General features: G+C 69.3%; 10 protein-coding genes. 4 read left to right on the top strand and 6 right to left on the bottom strand.

Translation table 11 applies throughout. The features are described 5' to 3' along the window. Positions 1-6 precede the first annotated feature (6 nt). Entirely contained in the window at positions 7-1083 is a 1077-nt protein-coding gene (locus JYJ93_RS14345) for an energy transducer TonB (protein ID WP_206791241.1), read from the bottom strand. A 124-nt stretch (positions 1084-1207) separates the two neighbouring features. Between JYJ93_RS14345 and JYJ93_RS14340 the strand changes: the two genes are divergently transcribed. Continuing rightward, positions 1208-3724 carry a hypothetical protein gene (locus tag JYJ93_RS14340; RefSeq protein WP_206791232.1) on the top strand — a complete coding sequence of 839 codons (2517 nt, stop codon included), beginning with the start codon at positions 1208-1210 and terminating at the stop codon, positions 3722-3724. Positions 3725-3734: 10 nt separating this feature from the next. On the opposite strand, the gene JYJ93_RS14335 is transcribed toward JYJ93_RS14340, so the two are convergent. From JYJ93_RS14335 to JYJ93_RS14325, 3 genes are read right to left on the bottom strand one after another with little or no spacing between them, the layout of a single operon-like run. Then, positions 3735-4865: a hypothetical protein gene (locus tag JYJ93_RS14335; RefSeq protein ID WP_206791230.1), complete on the bottom strand. Its 1131-nt coding sequence runs from the start codon at positions 4863-4865 to the stop codon at positions 3735-3737. Positions 4866-4889: 24 nt separating this feature from the next. Next, a complete protein-coding gene (locus tag JYJ93_RS14330) occupies positions 4890-6194 on the bottom strand; it encodes a glycoside hydrolase family 2 TIM barrel-domain containing protein (protein WP_206791228.1) in 1305 nt (434 codons plus the stop codon). 24 nt (positions 6195-6218) lie between these two features. Beyond that, positions 6219-6602 carry a hypothetical protein gene (locus JYJ93_RS14325; RefSeq protein ID WP_206791226.1) on the bottom strand — a complete coding sequence of 128 codons (384 nt, stop codon included), beginning with the start codon at positions 6600-6602 and terminating at the stop codon, positions 6219-6221. Positions 6603-6641: 39 nt separating this feature from the next. Between JYJ93_RS14325 and JYJ93_RS14320 the strand changes: the two genes are divergently transcribed. Both JYJ93_RS14320 and JYJ93_RS14315 read left to right on the top strand, forming a co-directional pair. Continuing rightward, positions 6642-7541 (top strand): SDR family oxidoreductase, encoded by a 900-nt coding sequence (locus JYJ93_RS14320; protein ID WP_206791224.1) that lies wholly within the window; start codon positions 6642-6644, stop codon positions 7539-7541. A 71-nt stretch (positions 7542-7612) separates the two neighbouring features. Next, entirely contained in the window at positions 7613-8701 is a 1089-nt protein-coding gene (locus JYJ93_RS14315; RefSeq protein ID WP_206791222.1) for an AraC family transcriptional regulator, read from the top strand. A gap of 31 nt (positions 8702-8732) precedes the next feature. Here the strand turns inward: JYJ93_RS14315 and JYJ93_RS14310 are convergent, their stop codons facing one another. Beyond that, positions 8733-9593 (bottom strand): hypothetical protein, encoded by an 861-nt coding sequence (locus JYJ93_RS14310; protein WP_206791220.1) that lies wholly within the window; start codon positions 9591-9593, stop codon positions 8733-8735. A 92-nt stretch (positions 9594-9685) separates the two neighbouring features. Here JYJ93_RS14310 and JYJ93_RS14305 point away from each other — a divergent pair, with 92 nt between their 5' ends. Beyond that, positions 9686-11410, top strand: a complete 1725-nt coding sequence (locus JYJ93_RS14305; RefSeq protein ID WP_330166746.1) for a pseudouridine synthase — start codon at positions 9686-9688, stop codon at positions 11408-11410. 10 nt (positions 11411-11420) lie between these two features. Here the strand turns inward: JYJ93_RS14305 and JYJ93_RS14300 are convergent, their stop codons facing one another. Next, positions 11421-12329 carry an NADP-dependent oxidoreductase gene (locus JYJ93_RS14300; protein ID WP_206791219.1) on the bottom strand — a complete coding sequence of 303 codons (909 nt, stop codon included), beginning with the start codon at positions 12327-12329 and terminating at the stop codon, positions 11421-11423. Positions 12330-12386 lie beyond the last annotated feature (57 nt).

Here is a 12386-nt window from a genome sequence, read left to right as displayed (position 1 = left end):
GTCAGGTCAGGGAGTCGCCGACGCGGAAGGAGCGCAGGCGGACTGGTAGTCCTGAAGCTTGCGCTGGAAGCGCTCCCTCTCCGGCGCGGGCCACTCCGCGGGCAGCAGCTCCACGGCCTTCTGTTGTTCGGCAAGCGCGGCGGTGCACTGCTTCAACCCGAACTGCGCGGCGGCGGCGGTCTCCAGCACATAGGGATTGTGGCTGCGGCGCAGGAAGGGACGCACCGCGCTGAGGGCCGGCGCGTACTGGCCTGACTGCACGAGCTGCCACGCGGCCTCGCTGGCGGCCCACCCACTCCTGGGCGCCAGGAACCAGGCGCGGGCGACGGCCTGGGGATAGAGCGGATCCTCTGGAGCATGCTTCGCGAGCTCCCGGGCGAGGTTGAGCCATGCCGAACGGCTCGCGGGATTCTGGCGGACCCGCAGCCGGGCCCAGTCCATCTCTTGGTGCCTGTTCAACGTGATCCCCTGCGGCACGAAGCGCACATTGAAGGTGTAGTCGACACTCACGGGGTGCCCCGAGAGGGTCGCGGGACGGTATCGAGCCGCTTGAAGCGCCGCGAGGTTCTCCTCGATGCCGGGAAGCCGAGCCCCTTCCACGACCGTGCAGTCACGCACCTGGCCATCCGTGCCGATGCGGCACTGGAAGACCATGAATGCGAACGCACCTTGCCTGAGAAACGCCTCGGGATACCTGAAGGCCGCCGGCGAGATCGGCTCCGGCGGGGCGAACGCTCCGGACCAGAACGCGCAAGCTTCAGCGAGCTCCGCTGCACACGCGGCCGAGATGTCCCGAAGTGCGCTGAGGACCGCATCCTCTCCGGGGGTGCCCCGCAGCGTCTTGACCGCCTCCTCGAAGACGCGAGGCGCCTGTGCTGGATCCAGTTTGAGCGGCGGCCGCGAGGCGACCTCGTCCTCTACCGAGAGGTTCCAGAGTCCCGTCGACGGGAGGCCCCTCTTCGATTGGACGTCCTCCATCGCGGACATCAGGTGGCCATGACTCGCGGGCAGGGTCGGGACGCCCGAATGGGCACATCCCGTGAATCCAAGCAAAAGGGACAGGAACAGCCATTTCCAACGCATGGGTCCGTACTCTAGACCACGAGGCAGTGCCGGACGAATCAGGCGTCCATGAGCAAACCGTGATGACGCGAGGCTGCGTCATCTGGGAATAGACATCTTCCGAAACGCACCTGGAGCCGTCGCCGTGAGAGACACCCCCAACGACACGACCGCAGGCTGGCCCTGGCACACCGTCCGGGCGTTGCCCATCCTGGTGTTCGTCCTGACCTCGGCGTGCGCGGCGGACAAGTCACTCCAGCGGGAAGCCTCCTGGGCGTCGCACTTCACCGAAGCGGCCGAGCGCATCGAGGCACGGGCTCACGTGGTGGGCCTGACCCGGATGCACGACGTGCGCGCGGAGCAGGCGGAGCTGCGGGGCTGGATGGAGACGCTGTCGAAGGAGATGGCCCTGGGCGGCGCCGAGGCGCAGGGGCCCGGGCACTACGCGCTCGGGTGCGGGGCGCGCGCGCTGGGCCAGGACGCGGAGGCACGGACACACCTGGAGGCCGCCTGGAACGCGGGCTTCCGCGAGCCTCACGTGGCGTGGGCCCGGGCCCAGGCCCTGAGCGAGCACTACCGCGTGCTGCGGCTGGCTGCGATTGCCACGCCGGACGCGGATGAACGCAAGGTGCGAGAGAAGGACGTGGAGCGCCAGTACCGGCAGCCGGTGCTCACGCTGTTGCGGCAGGCCTCGGGGGCGGAGGTCCCGTCGGCGGACTTCGGCGCGGCGCTCGTCGCGCTGCACGAGGACCGCCTGGACGCGGCGCTCGCGCTCCTGGAGTCCGTGGGCACACGGCATCCGTGGTTCGTGGAAGCGCGCTTGTTGCGCGCGGACGTGTTCCTGCTGCGCGCCGCCCAACGCTGGGCCAGCAACGACAAGGTCCATGCCCGCGAGGACCTGATGGCCGGACGCCAGGCCCTCACGGAGGCCGCGACCACCGCGGAGAGCTTCGCTCCGGCATACCTTGCGCGGGCGCGCTTCGAGACCGCCGCGCTGAACCTCACCCGCCCCGACTTCTCCGGCGCCGTGCTGCTCCTGACCGGTGGAGACCCGGGCCCGATGAAGTGGGGCGTTGAGGCGTTGGACCTGGCGGCCCGGGTGGATCCCGGCAACGCCGATTTCGCCTGCGAGAAGGCGCGCTTCCTCAACACGTTGACGGAGCGGCCGGACCGCGACGAGCCCTTCTCCGGAGCCCTGCGCCAGGATGCCATCGAGGCCGCGAAACACGCCCTGGAGCTGGATGCGGCGAGCACCTGTGGCCGCGTGGAGTGGAGCCGGGCGTTCGTGCTGGAGACGGAGGAGGCCACGAGCCGGGGCACCGGTGGGAGCTACCAGCTCAAGGAGGCCTTGGAGTTGCTAGAGACCACGCCTCCGTCCGCACGGGATTTCGCGTACCAGTTGCTCCGCGCCCGGCTCCTCGGCGCCTGGACGGACAACCTCTCCCAGTTGGCCAGGCTCCAGCCCGGGTCGCCGGGTGCGCAGCGACGCGATCAAGCCATCGAAGCCTACCGGAGCGCGCTCGCGCTCGAGGAGCGCATCCCGACGTACTGGGTCCGGCTGGGGGAGCTGCTCCTGGCCCGGGCGATGGATCCGGCGACGAAGGACGCGCTCGCGGACCTGGAGCAGGCGGAAGCCGCCTGGGTGAAGTCCGTCAGGGTCAACACGAGGGCCCCCGAGGTGTGGCTCCTGGAAGCGCGCATCCGCGTGGCGCAGGCCCAGCGGCGACGGGCCCGGGGGGAAGAGGCAGGACCGGAACTGGAGAAGGTCGCGTCCTTCCTCGACTCCGAGTTCATCCGCCAGCGACGCAATCCCTACCTGCATCATCAGCTGGGACGGATCCTGTTGGAGCAGGCGAAGGAGACCTGGGAGCACGGAGGCGATCCCAGCGCGCTGCTCGACAAGGCGGAGGCGGCCCACGTCGAGGCGACGAAGCTGGCGTCCTACCTGGACCTGGGAAGATTCGGGCAGGCGGAGGTCCACGCGCTGCGAGCGGAGTACGCCTGGTGGCGTGGAGCGGATCCCACCGCGGCGGCGGCCCGGGCGGATGCGCTCTACCTCCAGACGAAACCCACCCTGCGAGCGCGGAAGGATGAGCGATTCGAGGGGCTCGCGAAGATGGCCCACCTCCAAGCGCGCCAGTTGCTGGAGCAGGGCCGCGATCCGGAGCCCACGCTCAGGCATCCGCACGCCGAGGATGACGCGATGGAGTGGCTCAGCCGGGATCGCGTCGTGCAACACCGGGCCACTGGCGAGTTCTTCCGCGTGATGGCCCGCTATTCGGCGCGCACGAACCAGCCGAAGGCGGAAGAGCAGTTCAGCGGCGCGGAGCAGAACTACGAGGAGGCCCTCAAGGTCGAGCCCTCGAATCAGCAGGTCCGTTTGGAGGAGGGGCACCTGTTCCGTGAGTGGGCCGTGGCGCGCAAGGCCGCGAAGCAGGATGCGGAGCCGCTCCTGTCCAAGGGGCTCACGCTGGCGAACGCGCTGCTCGCGGAGCGTCCGAACTGGGCCGAAGCACTCTTGCTGCGCGCGGCGCTGCTGCGCACGAAGGACCCGGGCTCGGCCCAGGCCCGCGCGGACCGGGACGCCGCGCTGAAGGCCAATGCCAACCTCGCGCCCGGGTGGATGCGGCAGTTCCCGGAGGACGGGCCGCTCAAGCCCTGAGCGCGGTGCTTCAGGGCGTGGCCGGGGACGTGGCGCAGGCGGCCTGGTAGTCCTGGAGCCTGGCCTGGAAGCGTTCTCGCTCTGGCGCGGGCCATTTCGCGGGCAGCAGCTCCACCGCCTTGCGCTGGTGTGCCAGCGCCTCGGTGCACTGCTTCAGCCCGAAGTGCGCGGCGGCGGCGGTCTCCAGCACGTAGGGGTTGGGGTGCTCGCCTAGCGCAAACGAGGAGCGGCGGAGGGCAGGTCGCAGGGCCTTCAGCGCGTCAGCGTGCTGGCCCGCCTGGACGTGCTGCCAGGCCATCTCCGTGGCGGTCCACCAGTATTCGGGCGCCAGCGCGTAGGCCCGGGCCAGCGCCCGAGGATAATGCGGATGATCCGGTTCATGGATGGCGAGCTGCGCGGCCAGGTTGGTCCAGGCCGAGGTGCTCGTGGGGGCCCACCCCACCCGCTTCCGGGCCCACTCCAACTTCAACTCCGTGGACAGGTCCGCGCTTCGATTGCTGCCGTAAACGGGATGGAAGTTGAAGGTGTAGGGGCGGCTCATCGGATGTCCCGCCAGCCTCCACGGCGTGTACCGGTCCTCTGAGAGCTGCGCGATGAGGTGCTCCGCTTCATGCTCCGGCCCACTCTCGATGACCTGACAGTCGCGCAGGCGGCCATCCACCTCCAGCCGGCAGCCGAGGATGATCAGCGCGTACTGGGCGTGGGTGAACCGCGGCTCCCGATTCATGGGACGCACCGCCGCTGCTTCAAGGAGGACCGAAGGCTGCACCTGCTCCTTCAAGAACATGCACGCCTTCTCGTAGTCCGCATCGCATGCGGCTCGCAGCTCCCCGAAGGCACGGCGAAGCTCCGCGTCGGAGGGATTTCCCTTCAGGAGCTGGATGACCTCTTCGAAGACACGAGGCGCCTGGTCGGGCTCCACGTCCACGGAAGGGGACTTCAAGGAAGCGAGCGCGTCGGTGGTGACGAACCCGAAGTTCGTGCCCTGGGCGACGCGGCGCTCGTAGGAGTTCGGGTCGTCCAGGTAGGCAGCCATGGCCAGCGACAGATGACCGTGACTCGCCGTGGAGGGGGGAAGACCGTAGTGGCCACAACCCGTTGAAAGACACAGCAGGAAGAGGAACAGCAGACGCCAGGACATGGCGGCGCACTGTAGCGCATTGCCTCAGGGAGCCGCGGGAGCCGCCACGGACGTCGTGGCCGCGACCAGGTTCCCCGCCCCGTCCTTCGCCAGGGCATACAGCTTGATGGCGCCCGTCACGACTGGCAGGCGCACCCGCCACGTACCGGGAGTGATCCCCTTCCGGGACTCCAGCACCGTCACGCGGTCCCGCTCCGCCCGGGTCGCCGCGCCCCGGAAGTTGTAAGCGAAGGAGACCTCCAGCGGAGTGGTGGAGGTGACGTCGAAGGCCACGGTCGCCCAGTCTTTCTCCACGCCCCGGACCTCCAGGCGCACCGGCACGGGCAGCGCGGGCACTGGCTTCACGCCCGTGTACGCCTCCCGCACCGCGTGCCATGCCGGCCGCGTGGAGGTGCCGGACAGCATCCCCAACCACAGTCCTCCGTGGTCCAGCGCGGCGCTGTAGTTGAAGACGAACAATCCCAGACACCGGCCTGCCTGGACGTGCGGAGCGAGCGCGTTGCGCCAGCCGTCCACGATGACGTCGTACTTCTCTCCGTCACCCGGCTCCTGGGGCACGCCGCGAGCGTCCTTGGGGACCTCCCATTCCCCCTGCGCGCCGAACTCCGTGATGAACCACGGCTTGCGCCCACCGGCCTGCTTCACCGCGTCCGCCAGCGCGTGGATGCCCCGGCCGTAGACATTCAAGCCATACGCATCCAGCGAGGGCACGTACTTCTCCCAGAACGGGACGCCCAGCGTCCAGGCATCCACGGACAGCACCGGGTGCGCGGAGTCCGCTTTCTTCACCGCGCGGACGACCTTCTCCAGGAAGCGCGCGTAGGCGACCTTCGATGGTTCATCCGGCGAATTGAGGATGACCTCATTGCCCACGCCCCAGGCGAGCACCGCCGGATGGTCCTTGAAGCGGCGCACCTGCGCGAGCGTGGCCTGGAGCTGCGCCTCACGGCCCTTGGCGTCACGCACGTAGTCGAAGGCGTCGTCATTCTCCATGCCCGCGCGGCCCGGCCGCAGCCATAGGCCCACGAGCACGCGCAGGCCATGCTTGTGCGCGGCATCGAGCAGCGCGGCCGTCTCCTCGCCAGTGCCCCAGGTGCGCAGTGTGTTCACGCCAATGGCGCGCAGCCGCTCGCAATCCTTGTCGAAGTTCGCGGGCCCACCGGTGCCACTGAACGTGACGCCCTTCGCCACATAGGGCTGGCCATCCACCTCCAGCCTCCATCCCTCCCCTGCCTTCAGGATGGCAGCGCGCGCCTCCACGGTCCCCGTTGGCACGAGGAGCGCGGTCAACAGCAGGATGCCAACAGCGACAGGACGGGCAGTGGCCATGGGGCCGGAGTCTAGAATCAAAATCTACTCATTCAACCTGAAGAGCTTGCCCCCCTTCATGGGCGTCATATCGCGCACGTCTGTTCCCGAAGCCTCCTCCAGAAAGGCAAGGGCAAGCTCCAATGTTTCAAATCGCCGTCTCACCTCAACGGCATTCTCCTCGAGATACATCAGCGCTTCCGGGAGTTCGAAGAAGAAGACAACAAACGCATCACCCGAACGCTGGACCGCCACCGCCTGGTAGATCGATTCCCCTCCGCCGCTGCCTGTGCCTGATTGGAATCCGGGCACTGCGTCGTGCGTCCATCCCTGCGTGGGTCGACGATTCCCGCGTCGAACGAACGCGCAAGTCTTCTGGCCTTTGGCGCATTCCACGTTCGCGAAGCCGGCGCTATTGCTGTGGCCCATGCGCGTCGGCCTCCAGTGCCGTCGCTCCAGGAGAACAGAATGCGAGTATTCGTTACCGGAGGTACGGGTTTCATTGGCTCCGCCCTCATCCCCGAGCTCAAGAGGGCCGGGCACGAGGTGCTCGGCCTCGCACGGTCCGAGGCGGCGGCACAGGCGTTGACCGCGGCGGGCGCGAAGGTGCACCGAGGGGACCTTGATGATCCGAACAGCCTGCGGAGCGGCGCCGCGCTCGCCGACGGCGTGATTCATGCTGGCTTCGAGCCCGATTTCTCGCGCTTCGGGGCAGCCTCCGAGGCCGACCGGCGAGCCATTGAGACCTTTGGGGCCGTGCTCACTGGCTCGGACCGGCCCCTGGTCATTACCTCCGGAACCGCCGTCATCCAGCCCGGTCGCGTCGCCACCGAGGACAACGCGTCCATATTCAGCTCCACCGAGGTTCCCCGCGCCGCCACCGAGGAGACGGCGACCGCCCTGGCGGAGCGAGGCGTGCGCGCATCGGTGGTGCGCGTCTCGCTCGTCTACGGCGAGGGCGACCGCGGCCTGCACATCCTTCCGACGCTGATCAGGCTCGCGCGCGAAAAGGGCGTCTCGGCCTACGTGGGCCAGGGCGACAACCACTGGCCCACCGTGCACGTCCGCGACATCGCCACGCTGTATCGACTCGCGCTCGAAAAGGGTACAGCGGGCACCCGCTACCACGGAGTGGCCGAGAACGTCGTCACGTTCCGGGAGATCGCTGCCGTCATCGCGAAGCGCCTCGGCGTCCCCCTGGTCTCCAAGTCTCCAGAGGCAGCGGTAGAGCACTTCGGAGCGTATGCGATGTTCGCCAGCATGAATGGCCAGGTGTCGAGTCAGCTGACGCGAGAGCGTCTGGGTTGGCACCCGACCCATCCGTCTCTGCTGGAAGATCTCAAGCGGGGGAGCTACTTCAGGAGCTGATGCGACCTCGAAGCGTAGACAGCTCGTTTCGCGCCCCAGCCACGACGGGCCGGCGGGCCGCCACGACACCCATGCCGCGTGCGCCCTTGGTCCGGGGCGGCTGCGAACTCCAGCAATCGACGAGCGAGCCCGAGCGCGCTGTCCCCGTCACGCCCGACAGCGCGAGCGACCCTTTCGCCGACATCCTGCGGCTGATCAAGGCGAGCTCCGTGATGTCCGGCGGCTTCTCCGCCCGAGGGGACTGGGCGCTCCGCTTCCCATCGCTCGGTCGACTCAAGCTCGCGGCCGTCGCGCGGGGCACCTGTTTGCTTCAGCTCGACGGACAGAAACGCTGCGTCCGGCTCGAGGAGGGGGATGTCGTCTTCTTGCCGGGGCAGCGGGGGTTCGTGCTCGCCAGCAATCTCTCCATTCCGCCGAAAGACGCACGGCGAATGACAGACGGTTTCGCGGGAATCAGAGACGGCGAAGAGCCCGAGTGCGTGGTGCTCTCGGGGGTCGTGTCGCCCCACCCGTCGAGCGGTTCCCTCCTGTCGGAGGTGCTCCCCGCGCTGGTCCACGTGCGCGGAGCCTCACCCGAAGCGGCGCCGATTCAATGGCTCCTCGAGCAAATCCTCGAGGAGCGCAGGGGCGTGCGCCCGGGGAGGGCTGTCTCCTCGGAGCTGCTCGCGCAGCTCCTGTTCGTCCAGGCGCTGCGTGCCCATCTGGGAGGCACCGGCCAACTGCCGTCGGGCTGGCTCCGCGCCATCCGCGACGAGCGAATCGCCCCCACCCTCCGGCTCATGCACGGCGATCCGGGACACAAGTGGACCCTCGGCGAGCTGGCCAAGGCCTCCGCCATGTCGCGGACCGGCTTCGCCACGCACTTCAAGGCGGTCGCCGGCGTGGCACCCCTCTCGTATCTCACGCGGTGGCGGATGCGGCTCGCCCAGCGGGCCCTGCGCGAAGACCCGGTCACCATCAGCCAGCTCGCGGCCTCGCTCGGCTATGCCTCCGAGAGTGCCTTCAGCAACGCGTTCAAGCGAGTGACGGGCAGCGCGCCACGCCATTACCGACATATGGCTCACGGTCATGCATCGACGCCGCCCGAGGACCGCGACCTGGAACTGGGGCCGTGCACACCCGCGAGGAGACGCACTTCGGGGCGTATCCCTGTTCCATGACCGTGGGCGCCTGAACGCGGGATTCAAAGGCCTAGCACTTGTCGTAGACCCCTGGGGCACCGGGCGACTTGCGGCGGTAGCACATGCGCACCTCGTTCTCGGCGTCCCTGCAACTGTCCTCATAGACGCTCTCGCCCGAGGGCATGTCGACGAAACCGCCGCAGTCCCGGCTGGACTCCTTGACCTGGAGGAAGCGTGGGAAGGCGTCTCCCACCGGGGTGACCTTCACCTCCGTCGCGCCGTTGACGAAGCCCATGTGGCTGCCCGACTCGATGGTGAAGATGGAGCGCAATGCGCCCTCCTGCGCCTCCCAGTACGACAGCGTCTCGTATTCGTTGCGCGAGTCCGCGTCGTGCTGCTCGACCCGGAAGACCTGCCGCACCGGGTCGGTGAGGTTCTCGAAGGAGAACACGACGCGAAAGGCCTGGCTCTCCACCACGCCCGGCAGGAACTCCATCCGGACAGCGCAGAAGGTGTTCTTTGCGCCGAGCGGATGAAGCACCACGCCATCCAGCAACTTCAGCCCATCACACGCCTGTCCCCGGACCTGGAGGATGATGTCCTGCGCGTCCGCCGACACGATGCGTGCGCGAAAGACGTCGAGCTGCGCGGAGGCCGCTCCATCCTCCTTCATGCACTCCTGCCGCTCCCACGCGGAGTCCAATCCCAGCGGGTGGAGGAGCTTCCGCAAACCGGAAACCGTCTTCGCGCCGCGAACCTGCTTCTTCAGCTCCTGGGGCTCCACCACGACGCGAAGCGCCAGTGGACATGCGTCCGGGCTGGCCCTGCTGGAGGGCGCGGGTTCCTCGGCGGTCGCCAGGTTCGTGGCGAAGACCGTCAAGAGCACGGCGAGCCGATAGCGAGACTTCGCGGATGAAGTGAGCATGGGCATGAATGGACGCGCAATTCTGACAGGGGCCAGCCTGCCCGCCAGGCCTTCATGACCGGTGGGGACCGCGTGCGGTTTCATGCTACTCCGGAGCCGTGGCCCCGCATCTCACCGCACTCGAACCGGCGCCCCGGGCGGATGAAGTTCCAGGAGCGTTCCCGAGCCCCTTCGACGCGGTGGGCCCGCACGCCCTCGCGCGCAGGGCCGCGGAGTCGCTGCAGGCCGCGTTGCGTGAGGGCTGCATCGCGCCAGGGCTGACCAGCGACATCCTCCAGGGGCCGGACGGCGGGAAGATGTTCGGCGTGCTCGTGGTGCGGCAGCCGGATGGAACCTTCGGCGTGCTCCGCGCCTTCTCCGCGATGCTCGCGGGACGCTGGGACGTCCCGGGCTTCGTGCCTCCCGTGTTCGACCGCGAGGCACGTGCCCGCGTGGAGCCGGTGGCCGATGCCACGGTGAAGTCCCTCCTGGCCCGAGCCGAAGCGTGGAGCACCTCCGAGGAACTGCGCCGCCTGCGTGAGGACGATGACGCCCGTCAGTCACGCGAGGCCACGGAGCGCGAAGCCATGCGCCTGCGCCACGATGCCCGGCGCGTACAGCGGCACGAACGCCGTGCGGAAATCCTGGCCATTCCCTTGCGCACGGAGCCCCTGGGCGAAGAGCCACAGTCGCCGCAATCCGCGCTCACGGAGGCCGAACGCGCGAGGGCGCTGCACGCGCTCGACCAGGAAAGCCGGGGCGACAAGGCGGAGAAGCGCAGATGGGACGCGGCGCAGGAGGAAGCCCGGCGCCAGCTCGCCCCCGCCCGTGAGAAGGCGGAGCGTCGGGTGCGCGCGCTGGACCGCCTGCGCCGCATCGTCTCCCGCGGCTTCATGAAGCAGTTCCACGACACCTACGCCATCACCAACGCCCGGGGAGAGACCCGCCCCCTTCGCTTGCTCTACGGCGGCGCGGAGCCCCCGTCCGGTGCCGGCGACTGCGCGGGCGCGAAGCTGCTCGCGTACGCCTTCGCGCAGGGACTCCAGCCCGTGGCGCTCGCGGAGTTCTGGTGGGGCACGCCGCCCGCGTCCGGTGGCCGCATCCAGGGCGCGTTCTATCCCGCGTGCCGCGACAAGTGTGGTCCCCTGCTCCCGTTCATGCTGGAGGGCCTTCAGGTCTCCGCGCCTCGCGTCTTCGTCCCGCCACCCGCGCCCACGCCGGACCTCTCCATCGTCTTCGAGGACGCGTGGCTCGTCGTCATCGACAAACCCTGCGGCCTGCTGTCCGTGCCGGGCCGGGATGCCTCACTGCTGGACTCGGTGCTCACCCGCCTGCGCGCGCGATACCCCAACGCCACGGGACCGCTGCTCGCGCACCGGCTGGACCTGGACACGTCCGGGTTGCTCGTCGCCGCGCTGGACAGCCGCACGCACGCGTCCCTTCAACGCCAGTTCCTGCACCGCGACGTGGCCAAGCGCTACGTGGCGCTCATCGACGGGCCCGTGCACGGCGACGCGGGCACCATCACCCTTCCCTTGCGCGTGGACCTGGACGACCGCCCCCGGCAGATCGTCGACTCCCTCCACGGCAAGCCCGCGGTCACCGATTGGGAGGTCCTCCACCGCGCGGCGAGCCACACGCGCGTGGCCTTCCATCCGCGCACCGGCCGCACGCACCAGCTCCGCGTCCACGCGGCCCATCCCCAGGGCCTGGGCGCCCCCATCGTGGGAGACCCGCTGTACGGACACGCGGGCCTGCGCCTGCACCTGCACGCCGAAACGCTGTCGTTCGTGCATCCGGCGACGGGGCAGCGCGTGTCCTTCACCCGCGCCGCCCCGTTCTGAAACGCGCACGTCAGTTGACGAGCAGCACCTTGCCCACGCCGCCCTGCTCCGCGACCTTCTGGGCCTCGCGCGCGTCGTCCAGCTTGAACGTCCGGCTGACGGGAATCACCAGGTCCCCCTTCGCCGCGCTCTGCGCGATCTGCTCCAGCCGGCGCGCATCCGGATGGGCCATGAAGCTGCGCACCACGAGGCCCTTCTCCTTCGCGCCCTTCGGCTCGCCCACCACGGTGCCCACGGTCCCGCCGTGCTTCACCTTGCCGAGCACCGCCGCCACGGCCTCGCCGCCCACCGTGTCCGCCACCGCGTCCAGCGTGGGCAGCTTCGCGACGTCCTTCGGATCATCCAGCGCGACGACGCCGTCCACGCCCAGCTTCCGGGCCTCCTCCACCTGCTTCTTGCGCACGCCCGCCCAGATGCGCGCGCCCCGCGCCCGCGCCGCGAAGACGGCCGAGCGCCCCACCGCGCCCAGCGCGCCCGTGATGAGCACCGTGTCCCCCTGCGAGGGCTGCACGTGCTCCTCGATGAGCTGCGTGCCCGTCAGCGTCACCAGCGGCAGCGCGGCGGCGTCCTTCAGGTCCAGGTTCTCGGGCACCTTCGCCCAGGCCTCCGTGGGCGCGACCACCGTCTCCGCGTAGCCCGCGGTCACGAGGCCCATCACGCGGTCGCCCGGCTCGAAGGCCTCCACGCCCGTGCCGACCTCCACCACCTCACCGGCCACGTCGCGCCCGAGGATGGCCACCGGGAACTTCAGGTCCATCCGCCCCTTCATGTCCCCGCGGCGGATCTTCCAGTCCACCGGGTTGATGCTCGCGGCGGTGACGCGGACCTTCACCTCGCCCGGCCCCACCTTCGGCTCGGGCAGGTCCTGCACCGCGAGCACGTCCACGTCCCCATAGCCTTTGAGCACGACCGCTTTCATCCGGGCCTCCACGTCCACCGAGCGAGGGAAGAGACTTCCAACGTCGGCCCAACGGTA

This window comes from Corallococcus sp. NCSPR001, assembly GCF_017309135.1.
GTDB lineage: Bacteria > Myxococcota > Myxococcia > Myxococcales > Myxococcaceae > Corallococcus.
Note: the sequence above shows the minus strand (reverse complement) of the source record. Positions and strands in the feature narration are given on the sequence as shown.